At 71.5% G+C, this 19,393-nt stretch carries 10 protein-coding genes and 2 pseudogenes; 3 read left to right on the top strand and 9 right to left on the bottom strand.

Annotation, left to right across the window (positions count from 1 at the left end; translation table 11 throughout):
• Window positions 1-447 precede the first annotated feature (447 nt).
• Window positions 448-637, bottom strand: a pseudogene (locus tag AB0P07_RS04685) (signal peptidase I); the annotation flags it as partial.
• 58 nt (window positions 638-695) lie between these two features.
• A pseudogene (locus AB0P07_RS04690) lies at window positions 696-1,202 on the bottom strand (transposase); the annotation flags it as partial.
• 862 nt (window positions 1,203-2,064) lie between these two features.
• Here AB0P07_RS04690 and AB0P07_RS04695 point away from each other — a divergent pair.
• Together AB0P07_RS04695 and AB0P07_RS04700 are read left to right on the top strand one after the other, a co-directional pair.
• Complete coding sequence (locus AB0P07_RS04695; protein WP_365545847.1) at window positions 2,065-4,905, top strand: DEAD/DEAH box helicase; 2,841 nt, start codon at window positions 2,065-2,067, stop codon at window positions 4,903-4,905.
• The gene (locus AB0P07_RS04700) at window positions 4,902-6,254 is read left to right on the top strand and encodes an SWIM zinc finger family protein (RefSeq protein ID WP_365545064.1); all 1,353 of its coding nucleotides are present in this window, start codon (window positions 4,902-4,904) and stop codon (window positions 6,252-6,254) included. Before AB0P07_RS04695 ends, AB0P07_RS04700 begins: the two co-directional genes overlap by 4 nt.
• Window positions 6,255-6,553: 299 nt before the next feature.
• On the opposite strand, the gene AB0P07_RS04705 is transcribed toward AB0P07_RS04700, so the two are convergent.
• The 5 genes from AB0P07_RS04705 to xylB form a co-directional block, all read right to left on the bottom strand.
• A complete protein-coding gene (locus AB0P07_RS04705) occupies window positions 6,554-8,077 on the bottom strand; it encodes an aldehyde dehydrogenase family protein (RefSeq protein WP_365545067.1) in 1,524 nt (507 codons plus the stop codon).
• Window positions 8,078-8,215: 138 nt separating this feature from the next.
• Window positions 8,216-9,475, bottom strand: a complete 1,260-nt coding sequence (locus tag AB0P07_RS04710; RefSeq protein WP_365545070.1) for a GAF domain-containing protein — start codon at window positions 9,473-9,475, stop codon at window positions 8,216-8,218.
• Between the two features lie 130 nt (window positions 9,476-9,605).
• On the bottom strand, window positions 9,606-10,211 hold the full coding sequence (locus tag AB0P07_RS04715; RefSeq protein ID WP_365545073.1) for an N-acetylmuramoyl-L-alanine amidase: 606 nt from the start codon (window positions 10,209-10,211) through the stop codon (window positions 9,606-9,608).
• Between the two features lie 407 nt (window positions 10,212-10,618).
• A complete protein-coding gene (locus tag AB0P07_RS04720) occupies window positions 10,619-11,827 on the bottom strand; it encodes an ROK family transcriptional regulator (RefSeq protein ID WP_365545076.1) in 1,209 nt (402 codons plus the stop codon).
• 266 nt (window positions 11,828-12,093) lie between these two features.
• Window positions 12,094-13,539 (bottom strand): xylulokinase, encoded by a 1,446-nt coding sequence (xylB, locus tag AB0P07_RS04725; protein WP_365545078.1) that lies wholly within the window; start codon window positions 13,537-13,539, stop codon window positions 12,094-12,096.
• A 154-nt stretch (window positions 13,540-13,693) separates the two neighbouring features.
• Here xylB and xylA point away from each other — a divergent pair, with 154 nt between their 5' ends.
• Complete coding sequence (gene xylA, locus AB0P07_RS04730; RefSeq protein ID WP_365545081.1) at window positions 13,694-14,857, top strand: xylose isomerase; 1,164 nt, start codon at window positions 13,694-13,696, stop codon at window positions 14,855-14,857.
• A gap of 198 nt (window positions 14,858-15,055) precedes the next feature.
• On the opposite strand, the gene AB0P07_RS04735 is transcribed toward xylA, so the two are convergent.
• Complete coding sequence (locus AB0P07_RS04735) at window positions 15,056-16,324, bottom strand: SWF or SNF family helicase (RefSeq protein WP_365545083.1); 1,269 nt, start codon at window positions 16,322-16,324, stop codon at window positions 15,056-15,058.
• Complete coding sequence (locus AB0P07_RS04740; protein WP_365545848.1) at window positions 16,321-19,197, bottom strand: DEAD/DEAH box helicase; 2,877 nt, start codon at window positions 19,195-19,197, stop codon at window positions 16,321-16,323. Before AB0P07_RS04740 ends, AB0P07_RS04735 begins: the two co-directional genes overlap by 4 nt.
• Window positions 19,198-19,393 lie beyond the last annotated feature (196 nt).

Raw genomic sequence — 19,393 nt, forward strand, 5'->3', positions numbered from 1 at the left:
TGCGTGCGTTGCAATCAAAGTGCGGTCTGAAAACATGCCTACGATTCTGGGCCCTTCGATGGGACCTCAGCCGGGAAGGTTGGAGATGTGCGACCTGAGGGCAACGGCCCCGTCGCGCCGCTCGTGAACAGAGTGAACGGCAGCTTGTTCTCGATTTCTAGCCGAGTTTTCATGGTCTTGGCGGCGCCTCGCGCAGGGTTCTGGAAATCGCCATCCGTCCACCAAAACTCCTGAAGGTTGCGCGAGCATGCAGAGAGGCGATTGCGGGCGCTTCTGCTTATTCGGCCGCCCGTGGGGTGGTGCATTTCCGTTGATGCTAAATGCGCTCCGATTGAGTGGTCAACCGTGACCAACGCCACACCCGTTCGGTGACGGAATGCTGTTTGCGCTCGGGATACGACATCAAGGGTTTTACCTGAAGATGGCGGACCACATGAGATCAATGGTTCACTTCGGTCGTCGGGCGCCTTCTTCGCCGGTGACGGTGTATTCGGATACAGAAGGCCATCGAAAGGGCATGACCGCATAGTCGTCCTCCGGCGAGCCAGGAGTGATCCACCTCCCTGCCCCGGACGACGTAGTCGCCCTGCCGCTCCAGCAGCACGCTGCGGCCGGGGAACTCCGTACGGAAGCGTCCTGGCGAAGTCGTGGGTGCCGACCGCAGAGTCCGTGCGGATCAGGGTCCGCCGGCCGCGCCGGAACCTGGTCAACGTTTGGGCCAGGGCGAGTTGGGCGGTGGTGATGCGGTCGGCGGCGGTGTTCGATCCCGCGTTGCCCGGCCTGAGCAGGGCTGCGACCGGCTCCCCGGTGCCGCCCGGCCCGTGGTCGACGAACGCCGTCAGCGGGTGATGGCCGTAGCTCCGCTTCCAGGCCGGGGCCGCGTCCTCCTTGTCGGAGTGCGTGATGACCAGCACCCCGTCGAGGTCGACGGTCACCGTCCCGTCCGCGTCGGACGGCCAGCCGCCAGACCCGCTGACGGTCTTCGGACCGCGCGGAACGGATCGCCTGCAGGGCCTTCTCCCCGGAAGTGGAAGGGTGTCGATCAGACGGGAGACCGTCGGGCCGGAGGCCACCGGCCCGAACACGGCCGGCTCCGCCCGCAGCATGCTGACATCGGCGAGACAGTCCCCGTCCGACGCGACCGCCGGCGCCACGTCCGGCAGGACCTTCCCGGGTCGTGAACGGCCCGCGGCTTCCGCCACGGCGACAGCACCCCGGATATCGCCTGGTCAAGGCCGCTCTTGCGGACCGCCTCCACCAGCAGCACGCTCCCGGCCCGCGAGCCCACCGCCCGGCCGCCGCCCTCGGTGCGGACACGCGGGAAGGACCCGATACGCTTCTTCACCCGGAGAGTGCTTCTTTTCTTGCGGCGACATGGACCCTAGACAAGTCCTATCGTTGCAGGTCAGGAGCGCTCTCCGCTTATTTGATCAAGCCTCGGACAGTCCACCTCGTGAAAGGCGCGAGGCTAGAAGAACCCAAGCTTCTGAGGGCTGTAAGAACAAAGAATGTTCTTGGTCTGTTGGTGGTACACGGGCAGCACCTCGCGATGACCAGTGAAAACGGGTGATGCGCCGCTCGTGGGGCGGCGGTCGGGCCGGGAATGGCCCGGATCTTGTCTGTCCGCAGGGCCCTGGTGAAGGCCCCGAACGGTGCGCTGGTGCGCGAGTCGGCCCGGTAGTGTGGAGACGTTTTGACCGGTGGGCTTCCCGGCCAGGGACAGTTGGGTAGCCGGTCCCAGGCGACCAGCGCGGCTGGGGATAGCAGTAGGGGAATCAGTCGATGGCCACGGTCTACCGCTTGGCGATCTTGGACGATGAAGGCCAGGAGCAGAGTGCCCGGTACCTCGACGCGGACGGCCGGGAGATCGACGATCCCCGTGTGACCAGGGTGCGCGTCCCTGCCCGGTCCTGGGAGCGGGCGAACCCGTCCTCCTCAGCCGGGACCGGGGCCGAGTCGGTGCCCCCCACCCCCGGAGACCTCACCTTCGACCCGGCGTGGTGGGAGGAACTGCGGAGCTGCACGGCGGTGTTCCTGCCGGGCGATCCCCCTCGTGCCGGGCGGATGGCCTTCCAGGCCGACGACGATCGGCTCCCGGCCGACGCTCCCGTCGAAGAGCTCCTGGTGGTCGTACCCCACGGGCGCGGTGCGCGGCGACGGACCGTTCGCGCGGTGGTGTGCCCGCTCGCGGACGTTCTGCCGCTGCTGCTGGACGAGCTGGCGGACCGACTCGCCCCGACGTCTGCCGCGTGGCGGCACGCGGCGCTCTACGCCCTGAACATGGCCGGCCGGGGGCTGCTGCTGCCCGGGCTCAGTGCCGGCGGGTACGACGCGTGGCGTCTCGGGCCCTTCGCTCAGGAGGACGCCGTCTGGGTGCGGGCCTTGACGGAGGCCCTTGACCCCGCGGCGTACGCGACACCGGTCGAGCAGTCCGACCGCGGACGCCGCCCGCTGCTGTTGCAGGATCCGTACGACCGGCTGCGTCTGTTCCTGGACGCGGTCGCCGACTTGTTGCCGCGCACACCCGCTGCTGTCGCGGCGGCGGGCCAAGCTGCCTTCGCCGGGCGGGACCCGAGGCATCTGCCTGGACTGTGGGGTTGGGCCGCCAGGGTCGCGGACGGCCGGGATGCCGGTGTGCGTCTCTCCCTCCGCATCGAACTGCCGGACGCGGAGGAAGCCCAGGACGGTGACGACGATGAGGGTTGGGATGCCGAGGCCCCGGACCGGCGCCGTGCGGCGGTGCGCTGTGTGCCTCAGGTCCACTCCCTGGCCGACCCGTTGCTGCTGGCCGATGTGGCCGAGGTTTGGCGTGGAACTGTGGAGGGCTTCGGTCCCCGCGAGCGCGCCGGGACCGAAGTCGGGCTGCGAACGGCCGCCGAAGCCTGGCCAGCACTTGCCGGTCTCTTGCAACAGCCCGACCCAGACGCTCTCGTCCTGGACGACGGCGCGTTCCTCGACCTGCTGGACGGCGGCATCAGTGCCCTGGCCCGAGCAGGCGTGGTCGTGCATCTGCCGAAGGACCTGGCCCGCGATCTCGTAGCCCATGCCGTCGTGGAACCCGACAGCCGATCACCGGAGGAGGAGCCGGACGGAGCAGGGTTCTTCACACCCGAGGCGCTGCTCTCCTTCCGCTGGGAACTCGCGGTCGGCGACCGCACGCTCACTCAGGTCGAGCTGGACCGGCTCGCCCAGGCCCGACGGCCGCTGGTGCGGCTGCGGGACCAGTGGGTCGTCGTCGACGACGTTCTCCTGCGCAAGGCCCGTAGCCGGACACGCGACATGAGTGCCCTGGAGGCGCTGACCGCCGTTCTCACGGGCGCGTTCGAGGACGCCGATGGTTCTCTCGCTCCGGTGAGGCCCGACGGGTGGCTCGCCTCCCTCCGCGACCGGCTGAACGCGCCGGAGCACGCCGCCGATGCCGAACTGGCCCCACCTGCCGGACTGACAGCAACCCTTCGCGGCTACCAGTTGCGCGGCATGGCCTGGCTCGACCGGCTTACCCGTCTGGGCCTGGGCGCCTGTCTCGCCGACGACATGGGCCTCGGCAAGACCGTCACCGCTCTCGCCCTGCACCTGCGCCGTCAGGGGAACCCGAGGACCGCCGACCGCCCCACTCTCGTGGTGTGCCCTGCCTCCCTGCTCGGCAACTGGGGACGGGAGATCGACAGGTTCGCACCCGGCACACCCTGGCGCCGCCACCACGGCCCCGACCGTGATCTCGCCGGCATCCGGGCCGGGGAAATCGTCCTCACCACCTACGGCACACTCCGTCGCGACCTGCCAGACCTCCGCGACGCCGGAACGTGGGGACTGGTCGTCGCCGACGAGGCACAGCACGCCAAGAACCCCGCCTCGGCCACCGCAAAGGCACTGCGTGCCCTTCCCGCCCACGCCCGGGTGGCCCTCTCCGGCACCCCGGTGGAGAACAACCTCACCGAACTGTGGGCGCTCTTGGACTGGACCACACCCGGCCTGCTCGGCCCGCTCACGGCCTTCCGGAATCGTTACGGCCGGGCCGCTGAACGCGCCGCCCGCGGCAGCCAGGCTGCGGCGGACGCCGCGGCCGCCGGACAGCTCGGTGGTCTGATCCGCCCCTTCGTGCTACGCCGCCGCAAGACCGATGCCGGCATCGCCCCCGAACTGCCCCTCAAGACCGAGACCGACCATCCGGTCCGTCTCACGCGTGAACAGACCGTGTTGTACGAGGCGCAGGTACGGGAGTCGATGGACGAGATCCGCAAGGCGCAGGGCATCGCCCGGCACGCCCTCGTTCTCAAGCTCCTCACCGCCCTCAAACAGATTTGCAACCACCCCGCCCATTACCTCAAGGCGGACGCCGAGGCACGCCTCACCGGCCGCAGCGGAAAACTGCAACTCCTCGACGAACTCCTCGACGTGCTGATGTCCGAGAACGCGTCCGCGCTGGTGTTCACCCAGTACACCCGTATGGCCCGGCTGCTGGAGGCACACCTGTCCGGACGTGGGATGGAGACGCTCTTCCTGCATGGCGGAACCCCGGTGCACCGCCGCGAGGAGATGGTCGACGCCTTCCAGCGGGGCGAGGTCCCGGTGTTCCTGCTCTCCCTCAAGGCGGCCGGGACTGGCCTCAACCTCACCCGGGCCTCCCACGTCATCCACTACGACCGATGGTGGAACCCCGCCGTCGAGGACCAGGCTACCGACCGGGCCTACCGCATCGGCCAAACCCAGCCGGTCCAGGTGCACCGACTGATCACCGAGGGCACCGTCGAAGAACGCATCGCACAACTCATCTCATCCAAGCGTGACCTGGCCGACTCCGTACTCGGCGGGGGCCAGGGGGAAGCCGCAATCACCGACCTGACCGACGACGAACTTGCCGACCTGGTCGCCCTGCAGACCACCACCGACCGGAGCAGCACGTGAGCCGCAGCCGTCACGTGAGCCGCAGCCGTAAGGAAAAGCGGCCCGGAGACCTGATCCTTCCGAAACCACCACCGGTCCCGGGACAGCGACAGATGGTCGACGGACCGTGGGGAGCGCTGTGGATCGCGACCCTGGAGAACCCCCGTAGTGAGGACACTGGACAGCACGAAGCCAGACTGAACCGCGCCCGCACCTATGCCCGACGTGGTGCGGTCGGTGCCATCACCGTACGCCAGGGTGAGTTGGCCGCCCGGGTAGCTGGCAGCGACCCTCGGCCGTACAAGGTCACCGTCCGCGTACCCGAACTACCCAAGGCGGAGGGAGACCGACTGCTCGAAGCATGGGCAGACGACAGCGAGGCCCTCGCCGAACTGTCCTGCGGGATGCTTGGCGAGACCACCGCGCGCCTCGCCGTCGCCGAAGGTGTGGCCCTGGTACCGAAACCCGGCGTCACGGACTACGAATGCTCCTGCCCGGACTGGGGATACCCCTGCAAACACGCGGCCGCGCTATCCTACCAGTTCGCCCGAACCATCGACACCCGCCCCGACGCCCTCCTGCTGCTCCGCGGCTACCACCTGAACGAGGTGTGCGACGAAGCAGCGGTCAGGCGCGCTGAACGCGAGATCACCGCTGGCGAACAGGTCGCAAAGGAAGCAGAATTGGCTGCAGCCCGCGGAGTACCGGCCGGTGAGGCGTTCGCCCGGTTCAGGCGCCAGGGCCGACTGCCTCCCTTGCCCCCATTGCCCGCCCCGTCGGCCGGCCCCGCCCCAACCGGGCCGTTCCCGGATGCGGGCCACGACGACAGTCTCGCGGCCCCCGAGCGGCTGCGCATGCTGGCCGACGACGCCGCGCACCGCGCAGCCGACGCCTACACCTACGCCGTCGATGCTGGAGAAGGCGCGGGAGAGCGGCTCTGGCTCGACGCCGACCCGTGGCTGGACACCGTTCGACGAGCGGCCAGGGCAGACGGCGATCCTCACCTTCTCGGCCGCCTGCTGAGCAGCTCCGACCAGTCCCGCGCCCAACTATCCCGGGCAAGCGTCGCCTGGAAGCACGGTGGCGAACCCGCACTGGCCGTCCTTGACGGCGGTCAAGTGCCACCTCCGGCCATCGAGGCCGCGGCTCGCGAACAACTCCTCTCCGTAACGCTATCCGGACGGCCCGGTTCACGGGCACTGTGCCGGACCGGGAGTCGCCTTCAACTCGTGGGTGTGGATGTCGAGTTGCGATATGGACCGGACGGACTTTGGTACCCATTCCGCAAGCGGTCCGGTGCGTGGTGGTCGGCCGGCCCTCCCTCCAGGGACGCTGCGGAGGCAGTGCAGGGTGTTTTGCCGACGAGTTGACCGTTGTGGACAGCGGCGCGGCACCGTGCTCCTCGCCGGCGGTGGCTCTGACAGCGTCATTCGGCTCTGGTCGCCAGATATACCAGAACAGGAGGCGCTCCCCGTACTGCACGTATATCACGGCCCGGGCACTGCCATCACTGGTTCCCGCGTGGGCGCCGTTTGGTCCGAGGCTGGTCCGGGGCGGTTTCACTTGAACTTCACACAGTAGCGCAAGGTGCCGCCTTGATTACCGAAGGTAGCTGTTATGTCGGGTTGCCTGAAGGGCTACGAAGCCTCCAGGCAACCGACTTCAGGTTCTAGAAGAAGCCAAGCTTCTGAGGGCTGTAAGAACAAAGAATGTTCTTCGTCTGCTGGTAGTGCTCCAGCATCATCTTGTGGTTTTCTCGGCCGATGCCCGACTGCTTGTAGCCGCCGAAGGCGGCGTGTGCGGGGTAGGCGTGGTAGCAGTTCGTCCACACGCGTCCCGCCTGAACTGCGCGGCCCGCGCGGTACGCGGTGTTCATGTCGCGGGTCCACACGCCGGCGCCGAGGCCGTACAGGGTGTCGTTGGCGGTCTTGATCGCGTCCTCGAAGTCGTCGAAGGACGTGACCGACACGACCGGGCCGAAGATCTCCTCCTGGAAGATCCGCATGCGGTTGTGGCCCTCGAAGATCGTCGGCTGGACGTAGTAGCCGCCCTTCAACTCGCCGTCGTACTCGATGCGTTCCCCGCCGGTGAGTACCTTGGCACCCTCCTGCCTGCCGATGTCCAGGTAGGAGAGGATCTTCTCCAGCTGGTCGTTGGAGGCCTGAGCGCCGATCATCGTGTCGGTGTCCAGGGGGTGGCCCGGCTTGATCAGCTCGGTGCGGGCGACGGCCGCCTCCATGAACTCGGCGTAGTTGCCACGCTGGACGAGGGCACGGGACGGACAGGTGCAGACCTCGCCCTGGTTGAGCGCGAACATCGTGAAGCCCTCGAGCGCCTTGTCACGGAAGTCGTCGTCCCGCGCCCAGACGTCGTCGAAGAAGATGTTCGGCGACTTGCCGCCCAGCTCCAGCGTGACCGGTTTGATGTTCTCGGAGGCGTACTGCATGATCAGCCGCCCGGTGGTGGTCTCCCCGGTGAACGCCACCTTGGCCACCCGGGGGCTCGACGCCAGCGGTTTGCCCGCCTCCGCGCCGAAGCCGTTGACGACGTTCAGGACGCCGGGCGGCAGCAGGTCCGCCACCAGGCTGAGCCAGTAGTGGATCGAGGCGGGAGTCTGCTCCGCCGGCTTGAGGACCACCGCGTTTCCGGCGGCGAGGGCGGGGGCGAGCTTCCAGGCCGCCATCAGGACCGGGAAGTTCCACGGGATGATCTGCGCCACGACGCCCAGCGGCTCGTGGAAGTGGTACGCCACGGTGTCGTCGTCGACCTCGCCGAGCGACCCCTCCTGGGCCCGGATCGCGCCCGCGAAGTAGCGGAAGTGGTCGATGGCGAGCGGGATGTCCGCCGCCAGGGTCTCGCGCACCGGCTTGCCGTTCTCCCAGCTCTCGGCGACCGCCAGGCGTTCCAGGTTCGCCTCCATGCGGTCGGCGATCTTCAGCAGGATGCCGGATCGCTCGGTCACCGACGTACGGCCCCAGCCCGGAGCGGCCTCGTGTGCGGCGTCGAGCGCCCGCTCGACGTCGTCCGCGGTGCCGCGCGCGATCTCGGTGAACGGCAGGCCGTTCACCGGGGACGGGTTCTCGAAGTACTGCCCACGCGCGGGCGGAACGTACTCCCCTCCGATGAAGTGGTCGTAGCGCGACTGGTAGGAGACGATCGCGCCCTCGGTGCCGGGCGCCGCGTAACGGGTCATCCTGGGTGCCTTCCTCGACGAGCGCTGCCCGCCGTTGGACAGCTCTGCGCTTGAGGCTAGAAAGCGGGACGTTGCAGTGACGTTGCGTGCGCCGTCGTCACCGTCCGGTCGCCCGGCTCGCCGCTCGCGGGCGGACACTCACCATGCGTCCGCGGCCGTCAGCTCGGACTCCAGCGCCGCGAGCCGGGAGCCGGTCGCGGCCGTGGGCCGGACCGCCGCGAGTGCGCGCCACACGTCGAGATCGTCCTCCCCCCAGGGTGCGTGCGCCCAGTCGGCCAGCAGGTCGGGATCGCCACAGGAGATCAGCGCCGCCCGCAGACCGTCGGCGAGCCGGCGCCTTAGCCGTGTCACCGCCGGAGCCTGCGACCCCGGCAGCAGGGGGCCCGCGTACGCCGCGGCCGCCGCCGTGACCGCACCGGCTCGCAGACGGCGTTCGACGGCGGCGGCGTCGGACTCGACGGGCATCGTGAGCCGGTAGGGCCGGGAGGCCAGCCGGCCGGGCCCCAGGATGCCGCGCAGCCGAGCCATTTCGGCCCGCAGGGTCACCGGGGTCACCGACTCGTCCTCGTACAGCGCACACAGCAACTCGTCGCCCGTGAGGCCCTCCGGGTGGTGGGCCAGCAGCACGACGATCTCGCTGTGCCGCCGGCTCAGCCGGGTCCGGTGGCCCTCCGTGCTCAGCAGGGCCTCGTCGCGGCCCAGCACGGTCAGCTCGGCGGACTCGGTCCCGGACCGCTCGGGGGTGAGCAGCGCCAACTGCGACTCCGCGGCACGTGCCACGGCCTGTACGAAACCCAGGCTGTGCGGATGGGCCAGGCCGTCCCCGCCGGTGATGTCCACGGCTCCGAGCACCCGCCCGGTGCGGGGATCGTGCACCGGAGCTGCGGCGCAGGTCCAGGGCTGGACCTGGCGTATGAAGTGCTCGGCGGCGAATACCTGCACCGGTCGGCCGACGGCCACGGCCGTGCCCGGAGCGTTCGTGCCGACGGCCGACTCCGCCCAGCGGGCCCCGGGTACGAAGTTCATCCGTCCCGCCCGGCGCCGGGTGGCCGGATGACCCTCCACCCACAACAGCCTGCCGTGCGCGTCGCACACCGCGAGCAGGTGCTCGCCGTCGGAGGCGAACGTCCCCAACAGCTCCCGGATCAGTGGCATCACCCGCGCCAGCGGATGTTCGGACCGGTAGGCGCCGAGGTCGCTGTCCGTCAGCTCCACGCTCGCGGTGCCGTCCGGGCCGACACCCGCCCGGACGGACCGCCGCCACGAATCCGCCACCACGGCCCGCACGGGTCGCGGCACCGTCCCCGCCTCGGTGAACGTGTCGTGGGCCCGACGCAGTGTGCGCGCACGCTCCACGGGATCGGCCCCCGGTTCCAGAGCGAGCCATGAATCGGTCAACTCGGCCTCCCCGGACGGTGGTGCGGTTTGGGACATCGTGACTGCGCGGGTGCGGGCGGACAACCACTTCGACCGGTCGGATCACCCGAACGCGGCGTTCCGGGTGAACGGGACGAAGGGTGGTGGGCGGTCAGGCGAAGTTGACCAGTCTGATGTAGCGGGTCCAGTCCCAGAAGGGGCCCGGATCCGTGTGGTCGCTGCCGGGTACCTCGTGGTGCGCGATGATGTGCGCGCGGTCCTTGGGGATGCCGTACGCGGTGCAGATCGCCGCGGTGAGCCGGGCCGACTGCTCGTACAGGGCGTCGGTGAAGTACTCGGGCCGGTCCACCCACCCCTCGTGTTCGATTCCGATGCTACGCGTGTTGTAGTCCCAGTTGCCCGCGTGCCAGGCGATGTCCGCCTCCCGGACACACTGCGTCACGTGCCCGTCGGAGGACCGGACCACATAGTGCGCGGACACCTGCTTCTCCGGATCGCGGAAGATCGACAGGGTGTCGGCGTACGTCTCCTGTGTCACGTGGATGACCACGTAGTCGAGGGGATAGGACGTGGGGCGGCTCGACCGGCTGTAGTTGGACGCGCTCGCCGGCTGCCACTCGGCGGAGGGGTAGTCGGCGGCACGGACCTGCGCGGCGGCCCGTGTACCGGAGAGCAGGGTGTAGGGGACCGCGGCCAGCGCGGCGCCCTTCAGGAGCCGCCGCCTGGTAGGAACGGGTGCTGTCCTTTCCCTGTCCATGGGGATTGCCCTTTCGTCGGTGGGCGCTGGGCCCGGTGGGGGGTGCTCAGCTGTTCGACATGACGGAGCGACATGGCTGCGGAGCGGAACGCCGACGCGGACGTCCCAGCGCCCCCAGGGCGAGGTGCGTCCGCGTGAATCACCGTACGGGGAGCGGGGGTTGCGCAGTAGAGCGCCGCGCCGTTCCGTGGACAGCCACCGCCTTGTGGACAATGCCCTCACTCGTTCGAGTGAACGGGGCGGGGCAGTACAGGCGAGGCCCGGCCGCCGGGCACGTCGGAGGACCCTTCGGAGTGGGGCAGCCGTCGCCACAGCGGACGCGACAGCGGTCGCCACTGCGCCTGGCGGGCGTGTGGTGCGGTGCCCGCGGCCGCGCCGTTGTCGCCGGCGGCGGGGCGTGATGGGTGTCAGGCCCGCTCGGCCACCGCGCCAGGGTCGTCCAGGACGGCCCGCACCACCGAGTGCGCGGCGCCGAGCAGCGGTCCCTGCGGACCCAGTTCCGACACGGCGACCGGGCAGGCCGGGCCCGCCGTGCGTCCGGCGAGCTCCGCGCGCAGCGACGGCACCAGCCAGGGCGCGAGTCCGGCGAGGGCGCCACCCAGCACCACTCCCTCCGGGTCCAGCAGGTTGACCGCACCGGTCAGAGCGATGCCGAGCGCCGTGCCCGCCTCGCGCAGGGCACGGCGTACCTCCTCGTCGCCCTCGGTGGCACGCCCGGCGAGCAGCCCGACCCGGTCCTCCCCCGGCTCCACACCCGCCGCGCGCAGTACCGCCTTCTCACCGGCGTACTGCTCCAGGCACCCCCGCCCGCCGCACGGGCACTCCGGACCGTCGGGACGGACCGGCACGTGGCCGAGCTCACCGGCGAACCCGCGGGTACCGCGCAGCAGGCGGCCGTCGAACACCACGGCCGCACCGATACCGATCTCGGCCGAGACGTGCAGGAAGTCCCGGGGAGTACCGTCACCGAGCCAGAGTTCGGCGAGCGCACCGAAGTTGGCCTCGTTGTCCACCGTCAGCGGCAGGTCCGCGGGCAGCAGCGCGCCGAGGTCCGCGTCGTGCCAGTCCAGGTTCGGCGCGCGCACCACGGTCCGGCCGTCCCGTGCCACGAGACCCGGCACGGCCACGGCGAGTCCCGCCGGCCACAGGCCGTCGGACTCCGCCTCCGAGACGACCTGCCCCACCAGGCCGGTGAGCTGCTCGAGCACCGGCTCCGGGGAACGGCCCCGGTTGCTCCCGTACCGCACGGCACGCGCGCGTACCCGCCCGCGCAGGTCGACCGCGCAGACGGCGAGGTGGTCGACGCCGACCTCCGCGCCGATACCGGCCGGGCCCTGCCCGCTGACGGCGAGTGCGGACCCGGGCCGTCCCACGCGGCCGGGGCGCTCAGGGCCCAGCTCCTCCAGCAGGCCCGAGCGAATGAGTTCGTCCACGAGGGTGGACACCGCGGCTCGCGTCAGACCGATCCGTGAGGCGACGGCGGCCCGGGACAGCGGGCCCTCGGCGCTGACGGTGTGCATCACCCGCGCGAGATTGCGACGGCGCATTCCCTGCTGGGTGTCCGGCAGTGGGCGCCCCGGGCGGGCCGGATGGGCTTCGTGCGGCGGTGCGGTCATGCCTCCGTCAATCCTCGGTCTGTCGTCGCTCGGTCCGGTCCGGTCCGGTCCCGGACCGCGGCCCTGCCGGAGCGGGGCGTGGGCGACACCCGGGAACGGAACCGCCGGTGACCAGTGGTCGTGGCCCGTGTGCCCGCCCGCCGACGGCGGGACGCGCCGGTCGCGGTGCCGCCTCGTCCCCGATCCGGGCGCGCTCCCTTCCCGCGATGCTCGGCCGGGACGGTCCGCGCTGTCGGTCGGCGGCACCTCCCGGCACGAGGGCGTTCTCAGCGGGAGGCCGCGTCCCGTTCCAGCAGTGGTGCCGCGTCGGAGAGTACCCCGGTGATCCTGTTCAGCGTCGCCTCGTCCCGTTCCACCGCATCGAGCACCGGTCCGGCGGCCGTGTTCCAGCGTCGGGCGACCGCGGCCGCGTCCTCGCCGGTCAGCAGACCGGCCGCCTGTGCCGCGGCGCCGAGCGCGACCAGCTCCCTCGCCTCCGGGATCTGGACCGGGCGCCCCGACAGTCGCCGTACCGTCTGCTGCCAGGCCGAACCCCGGGCGCCGCCGCCGATCAGCAGCAGCGGTGCGGACGGGTCCGCGTCGGCGTCGAGGACCAGGTCGAGCGCGCCGAGCAGCGAGTGGACGGCGCCGTCGTACGCGGCCTGGAGCAGCTGGCCGGCGGTCGTGTCGTGGCGCAGCCCGTACAGGAGGCCGGACGAGTGCGGAAGGTTCGGGGTGCGCTCGCCGTCCAGGAAGGGCAGGAACGTGGCGTCGGTGCCCGGCTCGACGGCTTCCCGGTCGAGGTGCAGCAGGGCCGCCACACGGTCGACGGCGAGCGTGCAGTTCAGGGTGCAGGCCAGCGGCAGCCAGTCGCCGCGCGCGTCGGCGAAGCCCGCCACGGTCCCGGTCGGGTCGGCGGGCCGACGCTGCGAGACGGCGTACACCGTCCCCGACGTGCCGAGGCTCATCACCGGTACGCCGGGGCGCAGCCCGAGCCCCAGTGCGGCGGCCGCGTTGTCCCCGGTGCCGGCGGCGACCAGGGTCCCCTTGGAGAACGGCAGGCCGTGGCCGTCGCGTACGGTCCCGGCCACTTCGCCGGGCCGCACCACCCGGGGCAGCAGCGCCGGGTCGAGCCCCACGCGCGCGAGGATCCCCTCGTCGTACTCCTCCGTGCCCGATGCCCACCACCCGGTGCCCGACACGTCACCGCGGTCGGTGGTCCCCTCGCCGGTGAGGCGCTCGGTGAGGTAGTCGTGGGGGAGGCGCACCGCCTTGACCGCGCGCGCCGCGTCCGGCTCGTGCTCGGCCAGCCAGGCCCACTTGGTGACCGTGAAGGAGGCGCTGGGCACACTCCCCGTGCGCTTTGCCCAAGCCTTGGCCCCGCCCAGCTCGTCGATCAGGCGGCGGGCCTGCGGGGCCGAGCGCACGTCGTTCCACAACAGGGCGGGGCGCACCGGCTCGCCCTGGCCGTCCAGCGTGACCAGCCCGTGCTGCTGCCCGCCGATGGACACCGCGGCGGCCTCGTGGGCGGCCTCGCCGCACTGGTTCAAGGCCTCGCCCAGCGCGTCCCACCACTCGCGGGGATCGCTCTCGCGGCCCGTGCCGGAGGACACGGTGTGGGGCGCCTGGCCGCTCGCGACGACCCGGCCGGTGGCCGCGTCGACGACCAGGGCCTTGGTGGACTGGGTGGACGTGTCCACGCCGACGACGAGCGGACCCTCGGCTGCTGACATCGGGCTTCTCCCTCTTCCGCGGGTGCTCGGACCCGGACCAACTCCTTCGGGGACACCTTGTCCCTTCCCAGGACCGTGTGTGCATACTAATTTGTAAAGCGCCATGACGAAATAGTCGGCAGCGATTGATCGGCAGCGAGTGAGGAGCCGCGGAATGAACTACCAGCCCACTCCCGAGGACAGGTTCACGTTCGGTTTGTGGACGGTCGGCTGGCAGGGCCGTGACCCGTTCGGTGACGCCACCCGGCAGGCCCTGGACCCCGCCGAGTCGGTGCGGCGTCTGTCCGAGCTGGGTGCGTACGGCGTCACGTTCCACGACGACGACCTGATCCCCTTCGGGTCGAGCGACACGGAGCGGGAGTCGCACATCAAGCGGTTCCGGCAGGCGCTGGACGCGACCGGCATGAAGGTGCCGATGGCGACGACGAACCTGTTCACGCACCCGGTCTTCAAGGACGGCGCCTTCACGGCCAACGACCGGGACGTGCGCCGTTACGCGCTGCGCAAGACGATCCGCAACATCGACCTCGCGGTCGAGCTGGGCGCGAGCGTCTACGTGGCATGGGGCGGCCGGGAGGGCGCGGAGTCCGGCGCGGCCAAGGACGTGCGGGACGCGCTCGACCGGATGAAGGAGGCCTTCGACCTGCTGGGCGAGTACGTCACAGAGCAGGGCTACGACCTCAAGTTCGCGATCGAGCCGAAGCCGAACGAGCCGCGCGGTGACATCCTGCTTCCCACGGTGGGGCACGCCCTGGCGTTCATCGAGCGCCTCGAGCGGCCGGAGCTGTACGGCGTGAACCCGGAGGTCGGCCACGAGCAGATGGCCGGTCTCAACTTCCCCCACGGAATCGCCCAGGCGCTGTGGGCGGGCAAGCTCTTCCACATCGACCTCAACGGCCAGTCGGGCATCAAGTACGACCAGGACCTGAGGTTCGGCGCGGGCGACCTGCGGGCCGCGTTCTGGCTCGTCGACCTGCTGGAGCGGGCCGGGTACGCGGGCCCGCGGCACTTCGACTTCAAGCCGCCGCGGACCGAGGACCTCGACGGCGTGTGGGCGTCCGCGGCCGGCTGTATGCGCAACTACCTGATCCTCAAGGACAGGGCGGCCGCCTTCCGCGCCGACCCGCTGGTGCAGGAGGCCCTGGCCGCTTCCCGGCTGGACGAACTGGCCCGCCCGACCGCGGAGGACGGTCTCGCCGCCCTGCTGGCCGACCGGAGTGCCTACGACACCTTCGACGTGGACGCGGCTGCCGCGCGCGGCATGGCCTTCGAGCACCTCGACCAGCTCGCCATGGACCACCTGCTCGGCGCCCGCTGACCGAGCCGGTTCCGATGCGCACGCTCCGGCCCCCTCCCTCGCGGACGGGGCCGGAGCTAGTGCGGGGCGTCAACAGCCTCCCTCCGGGCCCGTCGGACGGGACCGGAGGGAGACGAAGAGACAAGGCGAGGCGGGGCAGGCCCGCACCGGACAGGCCGGGACGGTACAGGCCGGGACGGTACAGGCCGGGACGGGGCGTCAGGGCTCGTCCCCCGTGGCGAGGGCCGCCGAGGAGAGGGCCGCGGCCGGGTCCCGGGCCGCCCCGCCGACGGGGAGCCAACGGCCGCCCTCCCTGCGGTACGGCCACCAACGCCCCTCCCGGTCCAGGCGGAGCTGGTGCGGTGCGCCGACGACGGTCCATCGGTTGGCCCGCGCCCGCAACGAGGGCCGCTCGTCCTCCTCCCAGGCAGACTCCAGTGCCGCACGCGCGCGTGCGAGTGTTTCGCCCGCCACCGCCCACTCTTCCTCGAGCACGGACAGAGCGGCCGTGCCGCCGAGGCGCCACGCGTGTACGGCCTCGGCCAGCTCCTCCCGTGTGCGCCCAGAGCCCTCGCCGAGGCGGTCCAGCACGTCCGGCCCGGGATCTCCCGCGGCCAGGCGTACCGCGTCCTGCGCCACGGTCGGCTCCGGGCCCACGGCCTGCCGGTCGTGCCCGCTCCGCAGGGTTTCGGCGAGCAGGCGGTGAGCTTCCGCCGCGGTCCGGGAGGCCAGGAAGGCCAGGCCGGACGGATCGATGCCGGGCGGGGGCGCCGCCTCGGTCTCCAGGGGCGGTGGTGCACCCGGACCCTCCGGGAGGCCGGGCGGTGCGGGCAACGGAGGCAGCAACCGGCCCGCCGCGTACGCTTCGGCGGCGTCCACGCCCTCCGTCCGGAAAGCCACTTCCTCCGCTGGTGGGGAACCGTGTGTCTGGAGGGCGTCGAGAACGGCGCCCTCCGTCCGCCCCCGCATCAACAGCAGCACGAAGGGGTCCTGGTCCAGCAGCCTGGCGACCTGGTAGCAGAGCGCGGCGGTGTGACCGCAGTGGTCCCAGGCGCCGCAGTCGCACTCCGGTTCCAGGTCTCCCATGCCCGGCAGCAGGTCGATGCCCGCGGCCGCGGCGTCCTCCACCAGATGCGGCGGCATGTCGCGGTCCAGCAGCGCCGCGACATGCCCGGACCGCTCGATCGTCATGTCGACGAAGCGATCCCACTGTGCGTCGGAGAGCCGTTCCAGCAGCACGTCGGCCCGATGCGCCGTACGGTCCCGGTCCTGGACGACCGCGGTGATGCGCCCCGGCCGCACCGAAACCGCGCCGACCGCTCCCGCGCGGGCAAGGCGGCGGCCGGTCTTCACCTGCGCCGGATCCATGGCGGCGTCCTCCAGTGCCTTCAGCCAGGCGCGGCCCCACCAGGTCTGCGCGAAGCCACGTCCCTGCGCGGGGGCCAGCGCGACGAACGTTCGTTCCGCGTCGTTGTCGTACCGGGTCATCGCGTACCCCCTCGCAGCTCGACCAGGTCGGCCAGTTCCGCGTCCGTCAGTTCCGTGAGCGCCGCCTCGCCCGTGCCCAGAACGGCGTCGGCGAGTTCCTTCTTGCGGTTCAGCAGTGCGGCGATGCGGTCCTCGATGGTCCCCTCGGCGACCAGCCGGTGCACCTGCACGGGGCGGGTCTGCCCGATGCGGTGGGCACGGTCGGTGGCCTGTGCCTCGACGGCCGGGTTCCACCAGCGGTCGTAGTGCACGACGTGCTCCGCGCGCGTGAGGTTCAGGCCGGTGCCCGCCGCCTTCAGCGACAGCAGGAAGACCGGGACCTCGCCGTCCTGGAACCGCCGCACCAGCGACTCCCGTGCCGTGACGGAGGTGCCGCCGTGCAGGAACAGCGACGAGACGCCGCGCGTGGCCAGATGCTGTTCGAGGAGCCGCGCCATCTGCACGTACTGGGTGAAGACCAGCACGCTCGCCTCCTCGGTGAGGATCGTGTCGAGCAGTTCGTCCAGCAGCTCAAGCTTTCCGGACCGGCCGGCGATCTTCGGCCGGTCCTCCTTGAGGAACTGCGCCGGGTGGTTGCAGATCTGCTTGAGGCTTGTCAGCAGTTTCACGATCATGCCGCGCCGCGCCATGTGGTCGGCCGCGGCGATCTCCGCGAGCGCCTCGCGCACCACCGCCTCGTACAGGCCCGTCTGCTCCGGGGTCAGCGAGACGGGATGGTCGGTCTCGGTCTTGGGCGGCAGCTCCGGCGCGATTCCGGGGTCGGACTTGCGGCGCCGCAGCAGGAAGGGCCGGACGAGCCGGGCCAGTCGCTCCGCCGCGGCGGGGTCCTGTCCGCCCTCGACGGCCTGGGCGTAGTGCCGGCGGAAGGTGCCGAGGCGGCCCAGCAGTCCCGGGGTGGCCCAGTCGAGAACGGCCCACAGTTCCGAGAGGTTGTTCTCCACAGGTGTGCCGGTGAGCGCCACGCGCGCGCGTGCGCCGATGGAGCGCAGTTGCCGCGCGGTTTCGGAGTAGGGGTTCTTCACGTGCTGCGCCTCGTCCGCCACGACCATGCCCCACGGCACGGCGGAGAGCCGGTCGGCGTCCAGACGCATGGTGCCGTAGGTGGTCAGCACGAACTCCCCGTCCGCCAGGTCGTCGAGGTCGCGGCGGGCGCCGTGGAAGCGGCGCACCGGCGTGCCGGGCGCGAACCGCTCGATCTCCCGCTGCCAGTTGCCCATCAGGGAGGTCGGGCAGACCACCAGGGTGGGACCGGCGGCGTCCGCGTCCGCCTGGCGGTGCAGATGCAGGGCGATCAGTGTGATGGTCTTCCCGAGCCCCATGTCGTCGGCGAGACAGCAGCCGAGTCCCAAGGACGTCATGCGCACCAGCCAGCCGAGGCCCCGTCGCTGGTAGTCGCGCAGCGTGGCGTCGAGGGCGGCGGGCTGCGCCACGGCCTCCTGCGCCTCGGGGTCGGCGAGGCGCTCCCGCAGGGTCGCCAGCCATCCCGTGGGGCGCACCTCCACGCGTCGTCCGTCGACCTCCGTGGAGCCGGTCAGGGCTGCGGCGAGCGCGTCGACCGGCGTGACCTTGTGGTCCTGCCGGGCGCGGGCGCGGTGGGCCTCCTCGGGGTCGACGAGCACCCATTGGTCGCGCAGGCGCACGACGGGGCGGTTGGCCTCGGCGAGCAGGTCCAGTTCCTCGCGCGTGAGCCCCTTGCCGCCCAGGGCGAACGTCCAGTTGAAGGCGAGCAGCGCGTCGGCCGACAGGAGCGAGCGGCCGGCTTCGGACGCGGCCGTACGCGACGCCGGGGCGCCGTCGGGCGGTCCGACCTCCGCACGCTCCGTCAGGTCGCGGGCCAATTCCCTCGGCCAGTGCACGTCGATCCCCGCGCCGGCGAGCGCCCGGGAACCGGCTCCGAGAAGCTCCGTGACCTCTTCGTCGGTGAGCTCCACGGCGTCCGGTACGGCCGCCGACAGCAGGGGCGACAGGGAGGGCCAGGACCGTGCCGCCCGGCGCAGGGACAGCAGGGCGTCCATCCGCGCGCGCGTGCCGAACGCGTCGCCCACGGTGCCCGCCCACACCTGGGCGGTGTCCGCGACGAGCGCGGGATCGCGGACGCTGTGCACCTGGGGCACCGCTCGGAACGTCGGCCGGGCGTCCGCGGAAGCCGACGCCGACAGTCCGCGCACCTCGATGCGCAGCGACAGCCGCACGCCGGAGTCGTGCCCGGCGGACAGGTCCGTGGCCCACTCACGGAACTCGGGCGACCGCCGGGGCTCCCACGAGGAGTAGGCGGGTCCGGCAGTCAGGAGTGCGGCGGCGGGGGAGCGGGGCAGCGTGTCCGCGACGGCGTCCAGGAAGGACCGCACCAGGCGTTCCGGATCGGGCAGTCGCAGCGGATGCGGGCGCCCCCTCGCATCGTCCACCGGGACCGCGTGCGCCTCGGGCGGGATGGCGGCGGCGAGATGGCGGACGCGCTCGGTCTCCTCCGCGTCCAGTGGGCCCGCGCGCCACACGTCGTGGTCGGCCTCCGACAGGCCGGGCAGCAGCAGTCCGCGCGCCACCAGGTGCAGGGCCTCGACGGCGACCGCACCCCAGAAGACCGATGCCCGGTGGCCGTCGGCGGCGGCCCGCGCGCGTGTGAGTACCGGCAGGGCGGCCCGTACCGGCAACAAAACCGCCGGCACGCTCACCGCGTCCACGCCGTCGCCGCCGGGCAGCACGACCGTCAGGCTTTCCGGGGTCCTCGACGCGAGGGTGCCGGGCGCTCCGCCGTCGGGCCGCCAGAACGCGACCGTGCCGGTGCGGCCCGGGTCGCCGGGCAAGAAGGCAGCACAGCAGCCGACGAGTGCGGAGATCTCGCTGGAGGTGGGGAAGGCGTTCTGTGCAGCGATGACGTATTCCTCAAATTTGACTAGCTGGGCCACGGCGGCCGATCGTACCCGATCGCATAAGTCGTGGGCTGCGACCAGGCCGTGGCATGGGTCACCATGCAGGAGGGGAGAGGTTTCTTCGGTGCCCCTCCGGACCACGTCGGCGACGAGCTCTCAGGGGCGCGTGGGGGGCGTTCCTCAGGGGGTTCTCAGGGTC

Source organism: Streptomyces sp. NPDC085944, assembly GCF_040686295.1.
Taxonomy (GTDB): Bacteria; Actinomycetota; Actinomycetes; order Streptomycetales; family Streptomycetaceae; genus Streptomyces; species Streptomyces salinarius.